Origin of the sequence: Streptomyces sp. IBSNAI002 (genome assembly GCF_052244475.1) — a bacterium.
Classification (GTDB): Bacteria; Actinomycetota; Actinomycetes; order Streptomycetales; family Streptomycetaceae; genus Streptomyces.
This window is the reverse complement of record NZ_JBQPXG010000002.1, coordinates 2,145,322-2,165,565: the sequence shown is the minus strand read 5'-3', so window position 1 is coordinate 2,165,565 and position 20,244 is coordinate 2,145,322. Positions and strand designations below refer to the sequence as shown.

The window sequence follows — 20,244 nt, the reverse complement described above, 5'->3', positions numbered from 1 at the left end:
CACCATGCGCGTCACCGTCATCCACGCCCCGCACGACATCCGCGTGGAGGAGGTGCCCGACGCTGCGATCCAGCGCCCCGAGGACGCCGTCGTCCGCGTCCTGCGCGCCTGCATCTGCGGCAGCGACCTGTGGGCCTACCGCGGCGAAGCCGCCCGCCAGCCCGGCCAGCGGATCGGCCACGAGTTCCTCGGCGTCGTCGAGGAGACCGGCTCCGCCGTCTCGGGGCTGCGCGCCGGGGACCTGGTCGTCGCGCCCTTCATGTGGTCCGACGGCACCTGCGACTACTGCTCCGAAGGCCTGTACACCTCCTGCGTGCACGGCGGCTTCTGGGGCTCGGTCGGCCACGACGGCGGCCAGGGCGAGGCCGTCCGCGTCCCGCACGCCGACGGCACCCTGGTGAAGCTGCCCGCCGAGGCCGTCTCCGACGACCACCTGCTGACCGGGCTGCTCGCGCTCTCCGACGTGATGGGCACCGGCCACCACGCCGCGCTGGGCGCGGGCGTGCGCAAGGGCTCCACGGTCGCCGTCGTCGGTGACGGCGCCGTCGGGCTGTGCGGAGTCCTCGCCGCCAAGCGCCTCGGGGCCGAGCGGATCATCGCCCTGGGCCGGCACACCGCCCGTACGGACATAGCCAGGCTCTTCGGGGCCACCGACGTCGTCGCCGAGCGCGGGGAGGCCGCCGAGGCGGCCGTCCGCGAGCTCACCGGCGGCCAGGGCGCGCACGCCGTGATCGAGGCGGTCGGCACGGAGCAGTCCATGCGCACCGCCGTGAACATCACCCGCGACGGCGGGGCCGTCGGCTACGTCGGCGTGCCGCACGGCAGCGGCACCGGTCTCGACCTCGGCGTCATGTTCGACCGCAACATCACCCTGCGCGGCGGCGTGGCCCCGGTGCGCGCCTACATCCCGGAGCTGCTCGAGGACGTGCTCAGCGGCGCCATCGACCCGTCGCCGGTCTTCGACCGGGCCGTGTCCCTGGGCGAGGTCCCGGAGGGCTACCGCGCCATGGACGACCGCAGCGCGCTCAAGGTGCTGATCAAGCCCTGACGGCCGGTACGGAGAAGGGCCGGACGGGATGGTCTCCGCCCGGCCCTTCCACGCATCAGCAGCCGGCCTGCCGGCCGGTGTGCCGACCGGTTACTTGACGGCCTTCAGCGCGTCGACCACGCCGTAGCCGTAGTAGCCCGTCTGGCCCCACTTGCTCTCGCAGGTGGTGGCGTCGATCAGGGTGCCCGCGGCGTCGTAGATCTGCGCCGGGCAGGACGCCTTCGTGGCCTGGCTCTTGAGCATCGCCTGGATCTGCGAGGGCGTTGCCGACGGGTGGGCGCTCTTGATCAGCGCCGCGACGCCCGCGACGTGCGGGGCGGCCATCGAGGTGCCCTGCTTGTAGCCGTACCCGCCGCCCGGGACGGTGGACAGCACGCGGCCGTTGGCGTCCGGCGTGGCCGGCACCTGCCACTTGTCGCCGCCCGGTCCGGCGACGTCCACGACGCCGAGGCCGTAGCTGGAGTAGTACGAGCGCAGACCCTGGTCACCGGTGGCCGAGACCGTGACCACGCCCGGCAGCTGGGTGGGCAGGTCCAGGCAGACCTTGGGGTCGATGGTGCGCGGCACCGGGGTGGTGTCGTTCGGGCTGGTGTCGTCCAGGATCGAGTCCCCGGCGAGGTCGTGGTCGGAGTTGCCGGCCGAGGCGATGTGGAGCGTGCCCTTGCGCTCGGCGTACTTGGTGGCCCGCCCGATGGCCTCCACCAGCGCCTTCTGGTCGTCGTCCGCCTTGCAGTTGTAGAGCCAGGGGTCGACGTAGTAGCTGTTGTTGGTCACCTCGATCCCCTTCTCGGCGGCGAACATGAAGCCGCAGACGACCGCCTCGGTGTAGAAGAGGCTGGTCCCGGGCTCGCTCACCTTGATCGCGGCGACCTTGACGCCGGGCGCGACGCCGCTGACGCCGATGCCGTTGCGCGGGGCCGCGATGGTGCCGGCCACGTGCGTGCCGTGGTCGCTGCCGTCCACGTAGGGACGCCAGGCGCCCTCGGAGGTGTCGGCGACGCCGCCGACGCAGTTGGCCGACTGCTCCTTGGAGAAGTTCGGCGCGAGATCGGGGTGAGTGTCGTCGACACCAGTGTCGATGACGCCCACGGTGACGTTCCGGCTGCCATCGTTGATCTTGTGAGCCTGATCGGCCTTGATCGTCCGCAGATCCCACTGGTTGGGTTCCAGCGGTTCCTGACCCTCCTGGGCCACCGCTGCCGCCTTGGCGGCGTCCGCCGCGCTCAGCTGCTGGGTCGCGCCCTCCTCGGTGGTCTGCACCGCCGAGAGGGGGGCCGTACGGGTGGCGCCGACCGAGACGAACAGGCCTCGGTTGGCGCGCAGCTGCTTGGCGAAGTCGGGGTTCTGGGAGTGCGCGACGATGACCCCGATCTGCTCATAGGCCGTCACCACCGTTCCGCCGGCCCGCTCGATGGCCTTCTTCGCCGCCTTCACCGTGGCATAGGCGTTGAGGTTCGCCACGTACGACAGCTTGGGGCCGTTGGTCTCGACCCTCGAAGCCGCGGCCGCGTCCGCCGTGTTGCCGAGCGGAGCGGCTGACGCCGAGACCGCGGGCAGGAAGGCGAGCGACGCGGTGAGCGCCAGGCCGACCGGTACGGCGAGAGCGCGCCGGCGGCCGGATCCCAGATGAGCCATGGGTTCTCCACATCATCCTTGAAAAGAAGCCCGTCCGGACGTGGTCACGGCGGACGGGTTCATGACATGGGGAACCTAGTGCCGGTGTTCCCCATTCCGCCATCAGTTCGAGAAATCAGTTCCCAAAGAAGCGCCAGGTGTTGAACCGTCCCGACGCGCCGGCCGTGCCGTTGACAGGGGGCGTCAGCACCACCGTCCCCCCACACGGAGGCTGTTTTGTCCGTCGTCCCGACCGCACCCGCGTCACAAGGAGAACCCCCCGTGACCACCGAAGCAGCGCCGCCGCCCGGCAGCACGGGAACGCCCCAGGCGACTCCCGGCCCCACGGCCGAAGCGTTCGCAACCGTCCAGCAGAGTGCCGAGTTCGCCGAACTGCGCCGCTCCTACCGGTCCTTCGCCTTCCCCCTCACCGTGGCCTTCGTCGCCTGGTACCTGCTCTACGTACTGCTGTCCAGCTACGCGGGCGGCTTCATGGGGACCAAGCTCTTCGGCAACGTCAACGTCGCCCTCGTGCTCGGGCTCGCCCAGTTCGCGACGACCTTCCTGATCGCCTGGCTGTACTCGCGGCACGCCGCCGCCAAGCTCGACCCCAAGGCCTCGGCCATCAAGGCCCGGATGGAGGCCGGGGAATGAGCGGCACGCTCCACCTGACCACGGTCGCCGCCGGAGCCTCCGAGCACCGCCCGCTGATCATCACCCTGTTCGGCCTGTTCGTCGTCGCCACCCTGATCATCACGATCTGGGCCGGCCGCCAGACCAAGGACGCCGCCGACTTCTACGCCGGCGGCCGCCAGTTCACCGGCTTCCAGAACGGCCTCGCCATCTCCGGCGACTACATGTCCGCCGCGTCCTTCCTCGGCATCGCCGGAGCCATCGCCCTCTTCGGCTACGACGGCTTCCTCTACTCCATCGGCTTCCTCGTCGCCTGGCTGGTCGCGCTGCTGCTCGTCGCCGAACCGCTGCGCAACTCCGGCCGCTACACGATGGGTGACGTCCTCGCCTACCGGATGCGCCAGCGGCCCGTCCGCACCGCCGCGGGCACCTCCACCATCGTGGTCTCGATCTTCTACCTGCTCGCCCAGATGGCCGGCGCCGGCGTGCTCGTCTCGCTGCTCCTCGGCATCACCAGCGACGGCGGCAAGGTCGCGGTCGTCGCGCTGGTCGGCGTCCTGATGATCGTCTACGTGACGATCGGCGGCATGAAGGGCACCACCTGGGTCCAGATGATCAAGGCCGTCCTGCTCATCGCGGGCGCCCTGCTGATCACCCTCCTGGTGCTGGTGAAGTTCAACTTCAACATCTCCGCGCTGCTCGGACAGGCCGCCGAGAACAGCGGCCAGGGCACCAAGTTCCTGGAACCGGGGCTCAAGTACGGCAAGGACTCGCTCAGCAAGCTGGACTTCATCTCGCTGGGCCTGGCCCTGGTGCTCGGCACCGCCGGCCTGCCCCACATCCTGATCCGCTTCTACACCGTGCCCACGGCCAAGGCCGCCCGCAAGTCCGTGAACTGGGCCATCGGCATCATCGGCGCCTTCTACCTGATGACCATCGCCCTCGGCTTCGGCGCCGCCGCGCTGCTCAGCCGGGACGACATCCTGGCCTCGAACAAGGCGGGCAACACCGCGGCCCCGCTGCTCGCCCAGGAGATCGGCGGCGGCGCGGGCTCCACCGGCGGGGCGATCCTGCTCGCCGTGATCTCCGCGGTCGCCTTCGCCACCATCCTCGCCGTGGTCGCGGGCCTGACCCTGGCCTCGTCCTCGTCCTTCGCGCACGACCTGTACGTCAACGTCATCCGCAAGGGCAAGGCCACCGAGAAGGAGGAGGTGCGCGCGGCCCGCTGGTCCACCGTGGTCATCGGCGCCGTCGCCATCGGCCTGGGCGCCCTCGCCCGCGACCTGAACGTCGCCGGCCTCGTCGCCCTCGCGTTCGCGGTCGCCGCGTCCGCCAACCTCCCGACGATCCTCTACAGCCTCTTCTGGAAGCGCTTCAGCACCCAGGGCGCGCTCTGGTCCATCTACGGCGGCCTGATCTCGGCGGTCGGCCTGGTGCTCTTCTCCCCGGTCGTCTCCGGCAAGCCCACCTCGATGTTCAAGGACGCCGACTTCTACTGGTTCCCGCTGGAGAACCCCGGCATCATCTCCATCCCGCTCGGCTTCCTGCTGGGCTGGCTGGGGACGGTCCTGTCGAAGGAGAAGGCGGACCCGCAGAAGTTCGCCGAGCTGGAGGTCCGCTCCCTCACCGGAACAGGCGCTCACTGAGATCGTCCGAACACCCAGCGTGGCCGCGTCGTACTTCCATACGACGCGGCCACGCTGCCTCTCGTCCATTCGGGCACCACTGGATGTAACAGGCGTCGCGTAGGCTCGAAGACATCGAACCTCTACAGATCCGGACAGGGGAGGGGGCCCACAGTGCTTCTCGACACCTACGGCCGCGTGGCCACTGACCTGCGCGTCTCGCTCACCGACCGGTGCAATCTCCGCTGTACCTACTGCATGCCCGAAGAGGGGCTGCAGTGGCTCGGCAAGTCCGATCTGCTCAGCGACGACGAAATCGTCCGGCTGATCCGCATCGCCGTCACCCGGCTCGGCATCACCGAGGTCCGCTTCACCGGCGGCGAACCGCTGCTCCGCCCCGGCCTCGTCGGGATCGTCGAGCAGTGCGCGGCCCTGGAGCCCCGCCCCCAGATGTCCCTGACCACCAACGGCATCGGCCTCAAGCGCACCGCGCAGGCCCTGAAGGCCGCCGGTCTCGACCGAGTGAACGTTTCGCTGGACACCCTGCGGCCCGAGGTCTTCAAGACCCTCACCCGCCGCGACCGGCACAAGGACGTCATCGAGGGCATGGCCGCGGCCCGCGACGCCGGCCTCACCCCCGTCAAGGTCAACGCCGTGCTGATGCCCGGGCTGAACGACGACGAGGCCCCCGACCTGCTGGCCTGGGCCGTGGAGAACGAGTACGAGCTCCGCTTCATCGAGCAGATGCCCCTCGACGCCCAGCACGGCTGGAAGCGCGAGGGCATGATCACCGCCGGCGACATCCTCCAGTCGCTGCGGACCCGCTTCACGCTCACCGAGGAGGGCTCCGACGAACGCGGCTCCGCCCCGGCCGAGCGCTGGGTGGTCGACGGCGGCCCGGCCACCGTCGGCGTCATCGCCTCGGTCACCCGCCCCTTCTGCGGAGCCTGCGACCGTACGCGGCTCACGGCCGACGGCCAGGTCCGCACGTGCCTGTTCGCCACCGAGGAGTCGGACCTGAGGGCCGCGCTGCGCTCGGGCGCCCCGGACGAGGAGATCGCCCGGCTGTGGAAGGTGGCGATGTGGGGCAAGAAGGCCGGATCCGGCCTTGACGACCCGTCCTTCCTCCAGCCCGACCGCCCCATGTCGGCGATCGGCGGCTAGGACCGCGGCCGGGGGCCGGCGCGCGCCCGGCCGCTCAGCGGGCGCGCTCGGAGCCCTCCGGCTGCACCCACTCGCCGAGCTTCACCACGTCCTTGAGGAAGCCGCGGACACCCAGGAACTGGGAGAGGTGTTCGCGGTGCTCCTCGCACGCCAGCCAGGTCTTGCGGCGCTCGGGCGTGTGCAGCGTCGGGTTGTTCCACGCCAGCACCCAGACGGCCGCGTCGCGGCAGCCCTTGGCGGAACAGGTCGGGGTGTCGGTTTCAGGGGAGGTCACGGCTCAACCCTACAAACCGCCGGGGCGGAAAGGCGACGCCGAGCAGCCACGGGGGGAGCTGCCCGGCGTCGGTCCGTCGCTCCGACGGGGGATGCGGAGCGCGTAGGCAGTATGTCACGCAGGACCCGGTACGGTGCACCGGAACTTCACGATTGATCTGAGCTTTTCGTGAGGTTTCCCGCTTCCAGCGCGGGGAGTACGGGCGCCGGGATGAAGTGCGACGGCAGGGAGGGTGCGGACTCGCGCCCCGCGTTCGCGATGACCACGGCGACGTAGGGCAGCAGGGCCCCCGCGACCAGCGTCACGATCGCCACCGGCCGCTGCACGTTCCACAACACCACCGTCGCGATGACCGACAGCGTCCTGATCACCATCGAGATCACGTAGCGGCGCTGACGGCCCCGGACGTCCTCGTCGAGACCCATCCGGGCGCCGGTGATCCGGAAGACCTCGGCACCGTTCCGCTTCTGTCGCTTCGTCCGCTCCACCGCTCCACCACCCGATCACCCGCCGGACGCTCCCCGGTCCGGACCCTCCCACGGTACGCCGCCTCCCGGGCCGCGAGGAGAGGGGGTTCCCCCGAACGGTGCCGCCCGAAATGCGCGGTACGCCGAACGGACCGAGACTGGGCCCACGTGCGCACAACGCGCCAGGAGGAGGCTCGACATGCACTGGTTGTGGGCGATCATCGTCGGTTTCGTGCTGGGCCTGATAGCCAGGGCGATCCTGCCGGGCAAGCAGCACCAGCCCCTCTGGCTGACCACGCTCATGGGCATCGTCGGCGGTGTCCTCGGCAACGCCGTCGCCACCTGGATCGGGGTCGCGGACACCCGGGGCATCGACTGGACCCGCCACCTGCTCCAACTGGTCGGCGCGGTCGTTCTCGTCGCGCTCGGCGAGATGGTCTACAAGGCGATGCGGGGCGGCAAGCGCGAGATGACCTAGCGGCGCGTCCCGGAACGCGGCGGAGGGACCGGCCGGACCACACGTCCGTACCGGCCCCTCCGCCGCGTTCCGTCCCGGGCGTCCGCCCCGGAGCCGTCAGGCTCCGGTGACCTCGACCGCCGCCAGGTTCTTCTTGCCGCGCCGCAGCACCAGCCAGCGACCGTGCAGCAGGTCCTCCTTGGCGGGAACCGCGTCCTCGGCCGTCACCTTCGCGTTGTTCACGTAGGCGCCGCCCTCCTTCACGGTCCGCCGGCCGGCCGACTTGCTCGCGACCAGACCGGTCTCCGCCAGCAGGTCCACCACCTGGCCGAGCTCCGCCACCCGGACGTGCGGCAGCTCCGACAGGGCCGCGGCCAGCGTGGCCTCGTTCAGCTCCGCCAGGTCGCCCTGCCCGAACAGCGCCTTCGACGCGGCGATCACGGCCGCGCACTGGTCGGCGCCGTGCACCAGCGTGGTCAGCTCCTCCGCCAGCGCCCGCTGCGCGGCGCGCGCCTGCGGCCGCTCGGCGGTCTGCGCCTCCAGTGCCTCCAGCTCCTCACGGCTCTGGAAGGACAGGATCCGCATGTAGGTGGAGATGTCCCGGTCGTCCACGTTCAGCCAGAACTGGTAGAACGCGTACGGCGTGGTCATCTCCGGGTCCAGCCAGACGGCCCCGCCCTCGGTCTTGCCGAACTTGGTGCCGTCCGCCTTGACCATCAGCGGGGTCGCCATCGCGTGCACGACCGCACCCGGCTCGACCCGGTGGATCAGGTCGAGGCCGGCCGTCAGGTTGCCCCACTGGTCGGAGCCGCCCTGCTGGAGCACGCAGCCGTGGCGCCGGTACAGCTCCAGGAAGTCCATGCCCTGGAGCAGCTGGTAGCTGAACTCCGTGTAGCTGATGCCCTGGTCCGACTCGAGCCGTTTGGCCACCGAGTCCTTCGTCAGCATCTTGTTGACGCGGAAGTGCTTGCCGATGTCCCGCAGGAACTCGATGGCGGACATGCCCGCCGTCCAGTCCAGGTTGTTGACCAGGACCGCCGCGTTCTCGCCCTCGAAGGACAGGAACGGCTCGATCTGCGACCGCAGCCGGTTCACCCACTCCGCGATCACCGAAGGATCGTTCAGGGTGCGCTCGGCGGTCGGGCGCGGGTCGCCGATCTGGCCGGTGGCCCCGCCGACCAGCGCCAGCGGCCGGTTCCCGGCCAGCTGGAGCCGGCGCATGGTGAGCACCTGGACGAGGTGACCCACGTGCAGCGAGGCCGCGGTCGGGTCGTAGCCGCAATAGAACGTGACGGGACCGTCCGCGAAGGCCTTGCGCAGCGCTTCTTCATCGGTGGACTGGGCGAACAGCCCGCGCCACTTCAGTTCGTCGACGATGTCCGTCACGGTCTCTCGACTCCTTACGTTTTGTGGAAATGCCGTGCCCAGTCTAGGTGGGTCAGACGCCCTTGCTCACCGAACTCATGTTGAAGTCCGGGATGCGGACAGCGGGCATCGCGGCGCGCGTGAACCAGTCGCCCCACTCGCGCGGCAGCGTCTTCTCGGTCCGGCCCGCCTCGGTGGCCCGCGACAGCAGGTCCACGGGCGACTCGTTGAACCGGAAGTTGTTCACCTCGCCCACCACCTGCCCGTCCTCCACCAGGTAGACGCCGTCCCGGGTCAGGCCCGTGAGCAGCAGGGTGGCCGGATCGACCTCGCGGATGTACCAGAGACAGGTCAGCAGCAGGCCCCGCCCGGTACCGGCGACCATCTCCTCCAGCGACTTGTCGCCGCCGCCGTCCAGGATCAGGTTGCCGAAGGCCGGGGACAGCGGCAGCTCCGTCAGCGCGGCGCTGTGCCGGGTCGTGGTCAGCCGGGCCAGCTCGCCGTCGCGGATCCACTCGGTCGCCGGGACCGGCAGGCCGTTGTCGAACACCGAGGCGTCGTCCCCGGAGCTGTGCGCGATGACGAACGGCGCGGACTCCAGGCCCGGCGCGTTCGGGTCGCTGCGCAGCGTCAGCGGCAGCCCGGAGAGCCGCTCGCCGATCCGGGTGCCGCCGCCGGGCTTGGAGAAGACCGTCCGGCCCTCCACCGCGTCCCGGGCCGCCGCCGACCACATCTGGTAGATCAGCAGGTCCGCCACGGCCGTCGGCGGCAGCAGCGTCTCGTACCGCCCGGCCGGCAGCTCGATCTTCCGCTCGGCCCAGCCGAGCCGCACGGCGAGCTCCGCGTCCAGGACGGTCGGGTCCACGTCCTTGAAGTCGCGGGTGGCGCGTCCGGCCCAGGCGGAGCGCTGCCGGTCCGGGGACTTGGCGTTGAGCTCCAGCGTGCCCTTGGGCTGGTCGTGGCGCAGCCGCAGGCCCGTGGAGGTGCCGACGTACGTGGAGACCAGCTCGTGGTTGGCGAAGCCGTACAGCTCGCGGCCGCCCGCGCGGGCCCGGGCGAAGGACTCGCCGAGCGCCGGGGCGAAGTCCGCGAACACCGCCGAGGAGGTCTCGGCGGGGGCGTCGGTGAAGTCCGGCGAGGCCGGGGTCCCGGTCACCAGCGGCTGGGCGTCCTCGGCGGGACCGGCCCCGCGCGCGGCCGCCTCGGCGGCGCGCACCAGCGGCTCCAGGTCCGCGGCGGTGACGGCGGTGCGCGAGACGACCCCCGAGGCCGTCCCCTCCTTGCCGTCGACCGTGGCGATGACCGTCAGGGTCCGGCCGCGGGTGACGCCGTTGGTGGTGAGCGCGTTGCCCGCCCAGCGCAGGTTGGCGGTGGACTGCTCGTCCGCGATGACGACGCACCCGTCGGCGGTGGACAGCTCCAGGGCCCGCTCGACGATCTCGTGGGGCTTGGTCGATCGAATCGATGAGGTCATCGTCCGGCCTCCTGCGTGGTGTTCAGGATGTTCACGTCGCGGAAGAGGGCGGACGGGCAGCCGTGGGAGACCGCCGCGACCTGGCCCGGCTGGGCCTTCCCGCAGTTGAAGGCGCCGCCCAGGACATAGGTCTGCGGGCCGCCGACCTTCTCCATCGAGCCCCAGAAGTCGGTGGTCGTGGCCTGGTAGGCGACGTCGCGCAGCTGCCCGGCCAGCCTGCCGTTCTCGATGCGGAAGAACCGCTGCCCGGTGAACTGGAAGTTGTAGCGCTGCATGTCGATCGACCAGGAGCGGTCGCCGACCACGTAGATCCCGCGCTCCACCCCGCCGATCAGGTCCTCGGTGGACAGGCCGCCGGGATCCGGCTGGAGCGACACGTTCGCCATGCGCTGGACGGGCACGTGCCCGGGGGAGTCGGCGTAGGCGCAGCCGTTGGAGCGGCCGAGGCCGGTCAGCTTCGCGATCCGCCGGTCCAGCTGGTAGCCGACCAGGGTGCCGTCCTTGACCAGGTCCCAGCTCTGCGCCTCGACGCCCTCGTCGTCGAAGCCGATGGTGGCCAGGCCGTGCTCGGCGGTGCGGTCACCCGTCACGTTCATGATCGGGGAGCCGTACCTGAGCTTGCCCAGCTGGTCGAAGGTGGCGAAGGAGGTGCCCGCGTACGCCGCCTCGTAGCCCAGCGCCCGGTCGAGCTCGGTGGCGTGGCCGATGGACTCGTGGATGGTGAGCCACAGGTTGGACGGGTCCACCACCAGGTCGTAGCGACCGGCCCGCACGCTCGGCGCCTTCATCTTCTCGGCGAGCAGGCCGGGGATCTGCTCCAGCTCCGATTCCCAGTCCCAGCCGGTGCCGGTGAGGTACTCCCAGCCGCGGCCGGCGGGCGGGGCGATGGTGCGCATCGAGTCGAACTCGCCGGTGGTGGCGTTGACGGCGACCGCCGTGAACTGCGGGTGGATGCGGACCCGCTGCTGCGTGGTCGTGGTGCCCGCGGTGTCGGCGTAGAACTTGTTCTCGTGCACGGCGAGCAGCGAGGCGTCCACGTGCGCGACCCCGTCGGCCGCCAGCAGCCGTGCGCTCCAGTCGGCGAGCAGCGCCGCCTTCTCCGCGTCCGCGACCTCGAACGGGTTCACGTCGTAGGCGGAGATCCAGGTCCGGTCCGCGTGCACCGGCTCCTCGGCCAGCTCCACCCGCTCGTCGGAACCGGCGGCCTTGATCACCTGGGCGGACAGCTTCGCCATGGCCACGGCCTGCGAGGCCACCTTGGCGGCGGCGTCCATGGTCAGGTCCACACCGGAGGCGAACCCCCAGCTGCCCCCGTGCACCACCCGGACCGCGTAGCCGAGGTCGGTGGTGTCGGAACCTCCGGACGGCTTGGCGTCGCGCAGGCGCCAGGAGGCGCTGCGGATCCGCTCCAGCCGGAAGTCGGCATGGTCGGCGCCCAGCGCGCGGGCCCGGGCGAGGGCCGCGTCGGCGAGCGCCCGCGAGGGAAGCGCGGTGAAGGCCGCGTCGATGGAATGGGGCACGGAATTCCTCCCGAAGTCGGGGCCGGTCTCCCCGATCATGTCGCGACCGGGGCTGTCGTGCCTACACCTTTCTGTAGGGATTCGACAGAGCCCGTCGCAAGGCCCTGTCGGAGCTCGATTCTCCGTACGAGGGGTGCGACCGATAGGTTTTCGGTATTCAGACCGCTAGCGAAAGGGTGATCCGTTGAGCCGCTCGGTTCTCGTCACCGGAGGTAACCGAGGCATCGGCCTCGCCATCGCCCGCGCCTTCGCGGAGGCCGGAGACAAGGTCGCGATCACGTACCGGTCGGGAGAGCCGCCGGAGGCGCTCACCTCCGCCGGCGTTCTGGCGGTCCGCTGCGACATCACCGACTCCGAGCAGGTGGAGCAGGCCTACAAGCAGATCGAGGAAGCGCACGGTCCGGTCGAGGTGCTGGTGGCCAACGCCGGCATCACCAAGGACACGCTGCTGATGCGGATGACGGAGGAGGACTTCTCCTCGGTCGTCGACACCAACCTCACCGGCACCTTCCGCGTGGTCAAGCGCGCGAACCGGGGCATGCTCCGGGCCAAGAAGGGCCGGGTCGTCCTGATCTCCTCGGTCGTCGGACTGCTGGGTTCGGCGGGTCAGGCCAACTACGCCGCCTCCAAGGCCGCGCTGGTCGGCTTCGCCCGGTCGCTCGCCCGCGAGCTCGGCTCCCGCAACATCACCTTCAACGTGGTCGCCCCCGGCTTCGTCGACACGGACATGACCAAGGTCCTCACCGACGAGCAGCGTGCGGGCATCGTGGGCCAGGTGCCGCTCGGCCGCTACGCGCAGCCCGAGGAGATCGCGGCGGCCGTTCGCTTCCTGGCGTCCGACGACGCCGCGTACATCACCGGAGCCGTCATTCCCGTTGACGGCGGATTGGGCATGGGTCACTGATCACCATGAGCGGAATTCTCGAGGGCAAGCGCATCCTCATCACCGGCGTGCTGATGGAGTCCTCCATCGCGTTCCACGCCGCCAAGCTCGCCCAGGAGCAGGGCGCCGAGGTCATCCTCACGGCGTTCCCGCGGCCGACGCTGACCGAGCGCATCGCCCGCAAGCTGCCCAAGCCCGCCAAGGTGATCGAGCTCGACGTCACCAACCAGGAGCACCTGGACCGGCTGGAGACGCTCGTCCGCGACGAGCTCGGCGGCCTCGACGGCGTCGTCCACTCCATCGGCTTCGCGCCGCAGGACGCCCTGGGCGGCAACTTCCTGAACACGCCGTTCGAGTCGGTCGCCACCGCCATGCACGTCTCGGCGTTCTCGCTGAAGTCGCTGACCATGGCCTGCAAGCCGCTCTTCCCGCACGAGGGGGCGGCCGTCGTCGGCCTCACCTTCGACGCGCAGTTCGCCTGGCCGCAGTACGACTGGATGGGCCCGGCCAAGGCCGCACTGGAGGCCACCAGCCGCTACCTCGCCCGTGACCTGGGCAAGGAGAACATCCGCTGCAACCTGGTCTCGGCCGGACCGATCGGCTCCATGGCCGCGAAGTCCATCCCGGGCTTCGGTGAGCTGGCGGACGTCTGGAACTCCCGCTCGATGCTGGAGTGGGACATGAGCGACCCGGAGCCGGCGGGCCGCGGCGTCGTCGCGCTGCTGTCGGACTGGTTCCCGAAGACCACCGGCGAGATCGTCCACGTGGACGGCGGCCTGCACGCGATGGGTGCCTGACGGCACCCGCGTCCGTACGGCGGCGGCCGCGCCTCCCCTCCGGGAGGCGCGGCCGCCGCCGTTTTCGCGCGTTCGACCGGATGTTCACCGGCTGATCGGATCTTCCCGAGTCGAAAACCGGGACAGATGCCTGCAAACTGACCCAGTCGGGATCTTCTCGGCTGCTGTGGGGAGGAGGTAGGGGATTGCGCGCGAGATCGAGCGGAGCGCTATCGCTGCTGGTCACCTCGGTGGTCCTGACCGCACTCCTGGGTCCGGGCGCCCTCGCGCAGACCGCGCCCGACGAGCCCGCCCCCGAGGCCGTCGCCCCCGCCGTCGTGGACCTCGCCGAGATCCCCGCCGAGCCGCCCGCGCAGCCCGCGCGGACCGCGGCCCGGGACCTCTTCGGCGCCGACTGCGACACCGAGATCAGCGGCTCGACCGTGACGGCGTACTGCCACAACCGCTACCCGCAGACCGACCTGGTGCGGCTGCACGTCGAGTGCGACCGCTGGTGGGACGTGGACGGCGACGGCGCCGCCGTGGCCGTCGGCCCGGCCGGGCGGGTCGAGCTCGCCGGCCGCTGCTGGAAAGAGGTGCGGTCGGCCTGGGTCAGCCACCAGCGGCCGTGAACGGATCTCAGCCGGTGCCCTTGCCGAGGCAGGCGAAGGGATAGCCGGCCGCCTCCGAGGCGGCCGCGTCCCCGTCCCCGCGCCGGATCGCCTCGATCAGCCGGGCGTGGTCCATGTGCGCGGAGGGGTGCAGCTCGGTGCCGACGTCCGTCCGCAGCCAGTCCGCGATCAGATCGCCGAGGTCCGCGTACAGCTCGATCAGCACGTCGTTGTGCGAAGCCGTCACCACCGCCATGTGCAGGCTCACGTCCGCCGCCACGAACACCTCCGCGTCCCCGCCCGCCCAGGCCTCCTCGCGCCGCGCGAGGAGCGCGTCCAGCTGTACGAGGTCCCGCCCGGTGCGCCGCTCCGCCGCCAGCCGGGCCGCCGAGGACTCCAGCGTCGAGCGCAGCTCCGCGATGTGCCGCGGCTCCGCCCCCGCGAAGCGACGGTGCATCACACCGGCCAGCTCGCTCGTGGCGATCACATAGGTGCCCGAGCCCTGCCGGATGTCGAGCAGGCCGTTGTGCGCCAGCGCCCGTACGGCCTCGCGCACCGTGTTGCGGGCGACGCCGAGCAGCTCCACCAGCTCCGGCTCGGTCGGGATGCGGGAGCCGACCGGCCACTCGCCGGAGGTGATCTGGTTGCGCAGTTCGGCGATCACCTGGTCGACGAGCGCGGAGCGCCGGGGCGAGGTCAGCGGCATGGGTCTCCCTCGGGAACGACTGGACAACCAATCATCCCATGATTCTATGATGGTCGAATGTCCGACGATGAAATCAAGATCCTCGACCGCCCCGCCGCGGGCCGCAAGCCCGCACGGCCGGCCGCCGGCGGGGCCGCCGCCCTCCCGGCCCCGGGCCCGGGCGCGCAGCCGGCCTGGCTCGGTCCGGTCCTCATCGTCGGCATCGTGCTCGCCGCCCTCAACCTGCGGCCCGCCATCACCAGCCTCGGCGCCCTTTTCGAGGAGACCCGCACCGGCCTCGGCATGAGCGGCACCGTCGCAGGGCTGATCACCTCCGTCCCCGCCCTCTGCTTCGCCGTCTTCGGCGTCACCGCGCCCCGGCTCTCCCGCCGCTTCGGCCCCGCCGCCGTCGTCTGCGCCGGCATGGCCGCCGTCGCCGCGGGCCTGCTGATCCGCCCCTTCGCGGACGGCGCCGCCGCCTTCCTCGCCGCCAGCGCCCTGTCCCTGGCCGGCATAGCCCTGACCAACGTCCTGCTCCCGGTGATCGTCAAGCGCTACTTCCCGGACCGGGTCGGCAGCATGACCGGCCTGTACTCCATGGCGCTGGCCGCCGGCACCTCCCTGGCCGCCGCCGCGACCGTCCCGCTGACCGACGCCCTCGGCGGCAGCTGGCGCACCGGCCTGCTGATCTGGGCCCTGCTCGCCCTGGCCGCCGTACTGCCCTGGCTGCCCATCGCCCGCGCCTCCCGGCGCGCCGCCCGCGCCGCGGCCGCCGCCTCCGGCGAAGGCGCCGGGGCCGGCGCACGGGCCGATACCGGCCCCCGGATCGTCCGCAGCCGTACCGCCTGGGCCCTGGCCTGCTACTTCGGCCTCCAGGCCACCGGTGCGTACATCACCATGGGCTGGCTCCCGCAGATCTTCCGCGACGCCGGGGTCTCCGCCTCCACCGCCGGAGTGCTGCTCGCCGTCACCATGGTCATGGGCGTCCCGCTCGCCTTCGTCATCCCCGGCCTCGCCGGCCGGATGAAGAACCAGGGCCTCATGGCCGCCGTCCTCGGCCTCTTCGGCCTCACCGGCTACCTCGGCCTCTACCTCGCACCCGCCGCCGGCGCCTGGGCCTGGGCGCTCCTGCTCGGCGTCTCCAACTGCGCCTTCCCCCTGGTCATCACCCTGATCGGGCTGCGCGCCAAGTCCCCGGCCGGAGTCGTCAAGCTCTCCGCCTTCGCCCAGAGCACCGGCTACCTCATCTCCATCCCCGGCCCTCTTGTCATCGGCACGCTCTACCAGCACAGCGGCGGCTGGGACCTGCCGCTGGCCCTGATGGCCGGACTGCTCGTCCCGCAGATCGCCCTCGGGATCCTGGCGGGCCGGGACCGCACGATCGAGGACGAATGCGGCATGCGAGACTGACCGGCATGTCGCCCGTACTTGAACCGAACCCGCAGAACGGCCGCAAGAAGCTCGGCCTCGTCTTCGGCGCGATGATCGCCGTGACCGTGATCATCGCCGTCATCGCGACGATCGCCTCCCCCTGACGGACCCCCGGGGCTCCCCGGGGGTGGGGATAACCCCACCACCCCTAGGGGGTCAGGGTCAGGGTGAACTGGGGTGTGACCCCGATGGGAACCGACCCTTCGAATCCATAGATTCAAAGGAGCGAGCCAGTCCCGTCAGCATCCCGGAGGCGGCCATGTCGGCCCCCACGCACACCCGCTCCCTCCCGCCCGGCGCCCGAGCCGCCGGCGGCCCCCGTACCGTCGCCCGGACCCGTGCCGTCACCCGGGCCGCGGCCGGCGCCCGGCACGGCGCCGACGCCCGCCTGCACTGGTGGGCGCTGGCCCTGCCCGCGCTCGCCTTCGGCCTGCTCCTGCTCCTCCTCGCCGGATCCGCCGAGGCCCACGCCGCCGCCGGCGAGGCCACCGGACTGCTCCACGTCACCCAGCAGCTGCTGCGCGCCGTCGGCTGACCGGGCGTGCGCCGGGGTGCGCCGGGCCGTGCCTCACCACCGGACGCGGGCCCTCAACACCCTGCGCCCCGTGGCCCGTTTCATGCGAAGCTGGGAGCCATGAGCGCCGACACACCCCGCAGGATCGCCCTCCTCCGGCACGCCAAGGCCGACTGGCCACAGGTGTCCGACCACGACCGCCCGCTGGCGGAACGCGGCCGCGCGGAGGCGGCGGCCGTCGGTCTGAAGCTGGCCGAAACCGGCATCACCTTCGACCTGGCCCTCTGCTCCACCGCCGCCCGCACCCGCGAGACCTGGAAGGTCGCCGTCCAGGAACTGCCGCACCGGCCGAAGACCCACTACGAAGAGCGGCTCTACGAGGCCTCGCCGGGCGAGCTCATCGCCCTGCTGAACGAGACCCCCGACGAGGTCGACGACCTCCTGCTGATCGGTCACAACCCCGGCATGCACGCCCTCGCCGACATCCTGTCCAGCCGCGCCCAGGACGGCACCCTGGCCCGGATGACCCGGAGCGGCTTCCCGACCGCCGCCCTCGCGGTCGTCTCCTTCGCCGGCCCGTGGAAGTCCCTGGAACCCGGAGCCGGAACCCTGCTCGACTTCTGGACCCCCCAGGAACACTGAGCCTGCCCCCGGAACACCGAGCGGGGAGCGCGTACGGGAGGGCCCCGGCAGCCGATCCGGCCGCCGGGGCCCTCCCACGTCGTACGGACAGGGGCGCTCAGGCCAGGTCGGCGGCCTCGATCTCCTCACGGGTGATCCCGAGCAGGTACAGCACCGCGTCCAGGAACGGCACGTTCACCGCCGTGTGCGCGGCCTCGCGGACCACCGGCTTGGCGTTGAAGGCCACGCCCAGCCCGGCCGCGTTCAGCATGTCCAGGTCGTTCGCACCGTCGCCGATCGCCACCGTCTGGGACAGCGGCACCTCGGCCTCCGCGGCGAAGCGGCGCAGCAGCCGCGCCTTGCCCGCCCGGTCCACGATCTCGCCGGTCACCTTGCCGGTCAGCTTTCCGTCGACGATCTCCAGGGTGTTGGCGGAGGCGAAGTCCAGCCCCAGCCGCTCCCGCAGATCGTCCGTCACCTGGGTGAACCCGCCGGAGACCACGCCCACCTGGTAGCCGAGCCGCTTGAGCGTGCGGATCAGCGTCCGGGCACCCGGGGTCAGCCGCACCTCGGAGCGGACCTTGTCCACGACGGACGCGTCCAGACCCGCCAGCAGCGCCACCCGGGCGTGCAGCGACTGCTCGAAGTCCAGCTCGCCGCGCATGGCCCGCTCGGTGACCTCCGCGACCTCGTCCTCGCACCCGGCGTGCGCCGCGAACAGCTCGATGACCTCGTCCTGGATGAGCGTCGAGTCCACGTCCATGACGACGAGCCGCTGGGCCCGGCGGTGCAGCCCCGCCGAAACGACGGCCACGTCCACGCCGATGTGCGCGGCGGCCGTGGCCAGCGCGGTGCGCAGCGGCTCGGTCTCGCAGCCGGAGACGGCGAACTCCACTGCCGTCACCGGGTACTTGGCGAGCCGGAAGATACGGTCGATGTTGCCGCCGGTCGCGGTGATCCGGGCGGCGATGGCCGCCGTGGACTCGGAGGTGAGCGGGTGCCCGAGCACGGTGACGTGCGACCGGCCGCTGCCGCGCGGACGGTTGTCACCGGTGCCGGACAGGATCTCGGCCTGGAGCTTGAGCGATCCGGCCCAGCTGTGGACGGTGGCCCGCAGCTCGCCCTCGGTGCCGACGGACGGCTTGGTGACGAGGGCGCACAGGACGATGCGGCCACGGGTGACGACCTGCTCGATGTCGACGACGTCGACGGAGTAGGCGGCGAGGGTGTCGAACAGCCCGGCGGTGATCCCGGGACGGTCCTTGCCGAAGATCTTGACGAGGAGGGTGGGGACGTCGGAGGTCTGCGATGCGCTCATGGTGCCCTCACCGTATCTTCCCGTCCCGGAAGGCAGGACCCCCGTCCCACCCTTCAGACGGCGCCGGCGGTCAGCGCGGCTTCGGCGGCGGCGGGCTGCCCGGCGGGGGAGGCGGGGTGAACGGCGGCCGCCGCGGCGGCTTCGGCGGCCGGGGCGGCCGCGGCGGGATGCCGGTCACCGTCACGTCCCAGGACCCGTCCGGCCCCTGGTGCGGATCGGGCCGGCGGCCCGGCGGCGGGACCTGGCCGTACGAGGCCGTCGGCGCGTCGGGGTCGGGCCGGCCCGGGCCGCCGCCCGCCGCCCCGGATCCGCGCCCGGCCCCCGGCCCCTCGCCCCGGCGGGCATCGGGCCACCGGTCACCGGCACCGGCTGCGGGCCACGCGGGCCGGCCGGCCGGGCCGGGTCCGGGGCCGGGTCCGGCCCCCGGGCGGGCCCCGCGCGGGTCGGGCCACCCGGGGCCCGCGGCCGCACCGGGACCCGTCCGCGGCAGCGGGGCGCGGCGGTGGCGGGCCAGGAGGGCGCCGAGGGCGCCGGCCACCGCGCCCCACACCGCCCCCAGCGTCAGGGCCAGCGGAACGGACCCCCGCAGCTCCACCCCGGCGTCGACCACGTCCACCCCCAGCACCGCGAGGGACGCGTCCGCCGACAGGGCCGTCAGCCACACCAGCGCGGCCAGCGCCACCCCGGTCGCCGCCGACAGCCGCGCCGCGCACCCGGTGATCCCACGCCCCGGAGTCCGTACGGCGGCCAGCACGCCCGCGTAGAGCAGCAGCAGCCCGGCCCCCGCCGCCAGCAGCCACACCCGCCCGTCGTACTCCGCGAGGCGCGCCACCGTCACCGGCTCCCGCGCGGCGCCCGTCAGCAGCTCGTCCAGCGGATCCGGCAGCAGCCGGGCCGGCTCACCGCCGACCCGGCCGTCCAGCGGGACGAACAGTCCCAGCAGCACCCCCGCCCAGCTGCCGTTCGGCGCACCCAGCAGGGCCGCGCCCAGTACCCGCCCGGGCCGCTCCTCGCCCAGCGCCGCCCACACCGCCGCGGCCAGTCCCGCCGCGACCGCCGCCAGCAGCATCGCCACCACCGCCGAGGCGGCCGGCCGCAGCCGCGCGAAGGCCGCGGGCCCGCGCCGCGAGACGAGCAGGGCCAGCGCGAGCACCACCGCGGCCCACACCCCCGCGGCCCGCAGGGTCGGCCCCGGTTCCACCGAGAACCCCACCCGGGTCCGCGTCTCGATCAGGTCCCCGATGCGGTCCGGGAGCAGCCCGCCGACGTCCCCGATCCCCGGCACCTCGATCCGGGCCGGGGTCCTCGGCAGCGCCGCCCCGTCGAGGGTGACCACGTCGTGCCCGGCCCACGCCAGCACCCCCGCCGCCGCGACGAACAGCGCCACGACCACCACCGCCCGCGCCAGGAGCTCCGCGACGGGGGCGCCCGCCCGCAGGGAACGCAGGAACAGGTGCGCCAGCACCAGGGCCCCGGCCAGCCCCACCCCCAACGGCATCACGTCCAGCGAGGCTTCGGCACCCGCACCGCCCGCACCGCCCGCGAGCCCCGCCCCGAAGACCGACACGTCACCCGAGGGGGTCACGGTTCCGCCCACGGCCAGGACGACCGCCGCCGCGGTCATCGCCCCCAGCGAGCCCCCCGCCGCGTCGGCCCCCAGCAGGTGCAGCCCGAGCGCGGCGACCCCGGCCATCGCCGCCAGCGACCAGCCCGCGGCGGCGACGGCGGACACCAGGACGTCTCCCCAACGGATGCGGCGCATGA

21 protein-coding genes are annotated in these 20,244 nt (G+C 72.3%); 12 read left to right on the top strand and 9 right to left on the bottom strand.

The features are described from left to right. Positions 1-4 precede the first annotated feature (4 nt). Positions 5-1,048, top strand: a complete 1,044-nt coding sequence (locus ACTVZO_RS10530; protein ID WP_443298122.1) for a zinc-dependent alcohol dehydrogenase family protein — start codon at positions 5-7, stop codon at positions 1,046-1,048. A gap of 90 nt (positions 1,049-1,138) precedes the next feature. Here ACTVZO_RS10530 and ACTVZO_RS10525 read toward each other — a convergent pair whose 3' ends face one another. Then, positions 1,139-2,683, bottom strand: a complete 1,545-nt coding sequence (locus ACTVZO_RS10525) for a S8 family serine peptidase (protein WP_443298121.1) — start codon at positions 2,681-2,683, stop codon at positions 1,139-1,141. Between the two features lie 261 nt (positions 2,684-2,944). On the opposite strand from ACTVZO_RS10525, the gene ACTVZO_RS10520 reads away from it, so the two are divergent. The 3 genes from ACTVZO_RS10520 (at position 2,945) to moaA (ending at position 6,084) form a co-directional block, all read left to right on the top strand. Continuing rightward, on the top strand, positions 2,945-3,316 hold the full coding sequence (locus ACTVZO_RS10520) for a DUF485 domain-containing protein (RefSeq protein WP_443298120.1): 372 nt from the start codon (positions 2,945-2,947) through the stop codon (positions 3,314-3,316). Beyond that, entirely contained in the window at positions 3,313-4,941 is a 1,629-nt protein-coding gene (locus ACTVZO_RS10515) for a solute symporter family protein (RefSeq protein WP_443298119.1), read from the top strand. The genes ACTVZO_RS10520 and ACTVZO_RS10515 overlap by 4 nt, the downstream gene beginning before the upstream one ends. A gap of 153 nt (positions 4,942-5,094) precedes the next feature. Then, on the top strand, positions 5,095-6,084 hold the full coding sequence (moaA, locus tag ACTVZO_RS10510; RefSeq protein ID WP_443298118.1) for a GTP 3',8-cyclase MoaA: 990 nt from the start codon (positions 5,095-5,097) through the stop codon (positions 6,082-6,084). A gap of 34 nt (positions 6,085-6,118) precedes the next feature. Here moaA and ACTVZO_RS10505 read toward each other — a convergent pair whose 3' ends face one another. Both ACTVZO_RS10505 and ACTVZO_RS10500 read right to left on the bottom strand, forming a co-directional pair. Further along, entirely contained in the window at positions 6,119-6,358 is a 240-nt protein-coding gene (locus ACTVZO_RS10505; RefSeq protein WP_443298117.1) for a hypothetical protein, read from the bottom strand. Positions 6,359-6,504: 146 nt separating this feature from the next. Beyond that, positions 6,505-6,783, bottom strand: coding sequence for a DUF3099 domain-containing protein (locus tag ACTVZO_RS10500; RefSeq protein ID WP_443303113.1), 279 nt, complete (start codon positions 6,781-6,783; stop codon positions 6,505-6,507). A 241-nt stretch (positions 6,784-7,024) separates the two neighbouring features. Here ACTVZO_RS10500 and ACTVZO_RS10495 point away from each other — a divergent pair, with 241 nt between their 5' ends. Next, a complete protein-coding gene (locus ACTVZO_RS10495) occupies positions 7,025-7,303 on the top strand; it encodes a GlsB/YeaQ/YmgE family stress response membrane protein (RefSeq protein ID WP_443298116.1) in 279 nt (92 codons plus the stop codon). Positions 7,304-7,399: 96 nt separating this feature from the next. Here the strand turns inward: ACTVZO_RS10495 and tyrS are convergent, their stop codons facing one another. Genes tyrS through ACTVZO_RS10480 form a run of 3 tightly spaced genes read right to left on the bottom strand, consistent with a single transcriptional unit; the run spans position 7,400 to position 11,680 of the window. Beyond that, entirely contained in the window at positions 7,400-8,668 is a 1,269-nt protein-coding gene (gene tyrS, locus ACTVZO_RS10490) for a tyrosine--tRNA ligase (RefSeq protein WP_443298115.1), read from the bottom strand. A 52-nt stretch (positions 8,669-8,720) separates the two neighbouring features. Next, positions 8,721-10,121, bottom strand: coding sequence for a metallopeptidase TldD-related protein (locus tag ACTVZO_RS10485; RefSeq protein WP_443298114.1), 1,401 nt, complete (start codon positions 10,119-10,121; stop codon positions 8,721-8,723). Next, the gene (locus ACTVZO_RS10480; protein WP_443298113.1) at positions 10,118-11,680 is read right to left on the bottom strand and encodes a TldD/PmbA family protein; all 1,563 of its coding nucleotides are present in this window, start codon (positions 11,678-11,680) and stop codon (positions 10,118-10,120) included. Before ACTVZO_RS10480 ends, ACTVZO_RS10485 begins: the two co-directional genes overlap by 4 nt. A 145-nt stretch (positions 11,681-11,825) precedes the next feature. Between ACTVZO_RS10480 and fabG the strand changes: the two genes are divergently transcribed. The 3 genes from fabG to ACTVZO_RS10465 all read left to right on the top strand — a co-directional run bounded on the left by fabG (position 11,826) and on the right by ACTVZO_RS10465 (position 13,932). Next, a complete protein-coding gene (gene fabG, locus ACTVZO_RS10475; protein WP_443298112.1) occupies positions 11,826-12,545 on the top strand; it encodes a 3-oxoacyl-[acyl-carrier-protein] reductase in 720 nt (239 codons plus the stop codon). Positions 12,546-12,550: 5 nt separating this feature from the next. Continuing rightward, positions 12,551-13,321: an enoyl-ACP reductase FabI gene (gene fabI / locus ACTVZO_RS10470; protein ID WP_384230256.1), complete on the top strand. Its 771-nt coding sequence runs from the start codon at positions 12,551-12,553 to the stop codon at positions 13,319-13,321. A gap of 185 nt (positions 13,322-13,506) precedes the next feature. Further along, on the top strand, positions 13,507-13,932 hold the full coding sequence (locus tag ACTVZO_RS10465; RefSeq protein ID WP_443298111.1) for a hypothetical protein: 426 nt from the start codon (positions 13,507-13,509) through the stop codon (positions 13,930-13,932). Between the two features lie 7 nt (positions 13,933-13,939). On the opposite strand, the gene ACTVZO_RS10460 is transcribed toward ACTVZO_RS10465, so the two are convergent. Next, the gene (locus ACTVZO_RS10460; RefSeq protein WP_443298110.1) at positions 13,940-14,617 is read right to left on the bottom strand and encodes a FadR/GntR family transcriptional regulator; all 678 of its coding nucleotides are present in this window, start codon (positions 14,615-14,617) and stop codon (positions 13,940-13,942) included. Between the two features lie 57 nt (positions 14,618-14,674). Between ACTVZO_RS10460 and ACTVZO_RS10455 the strand changes: the two genes are divergently transcribed. From ACTVZO_RS10455 to ACTVZO_RS10440, 4 genes are all read left to right on the top strand, one after another. After that, entirely contained in the window at positions 14,675-16,006 is a 1,332-nt protein-coding gene (locus ACTVZO_RS10455; RefSeq protein WP_443298109.1) for a CynX/NimT family MFS transporter, read from the top strand. A gap of 5 nt (positions 16,007-16,011) precedes the next feature. Further along, complete coding sequence (locus ACTVZO_RS10450) at positions 16,012-16,131, top strand: SGM_5486 family transporter-associated protein (protein ID WP_279628666.1); 120 nt, start codon at positions 16,012-16,014, stop codon at positions 16,129-16,131. Positions 16,132-16,286: 155 nt separating this feature from the next. Further along, positions 16,287-16,562, top strand: a complete 276-nt coding sequence (locus ACTVZO_RS10445) for a hypothetical protein (protein ID WP_443298108.1) — start codon at positions 16,287-16,289, stop codon at positions 16,560-16,562. Between the two features lie 99 nt (positions 16,563-16,661). After that, positions 16,662-17,183: a SixA phosphatase family protein gene (locus ACTVZO_RS10440; protein WP_443298107.1), complete on the top strand. Its 522-nt coding sequence runs from the start codon at positions 16,662-16,664 to the stop codon at positions 17,181-17,183. Positions 17,184-17,280: 97 nt separating this feature from the next. On the opposite strand, the gene serB is transcribed toward ACTVZO_RS10440, so the two are convergent. Both serB and ACTVZO_RS10430 read right to left on the bottom strand, forming a co-directional pair. Beyond that, a complete protein-coding gene (gene serB / locus ACTVZO_RS10435) occupies positions 17,281-18,480 on the bottom strand; it encodes a phosphoserine phosphatase SerB (protein ID WP_443298106.1) in 1,200 nt (399 codons plus the stop codon). A 70-nt stretch (positions 18,481-18,550) separates the two neighbouring features. Continuing rightward, positions 18,551-20,242 (bottom strand): streptophobe family protein, encoded by a 1,692-nt coding sequence (locus tag ACTVZO_RS10430; protein ID WP_443298105.1) that lies wholly within the window; start codon positions 20,240-20,242, stop codon positions 18,551-18,553. Positions 20,243-20,244: the final 2 nt, after the last annotated feature.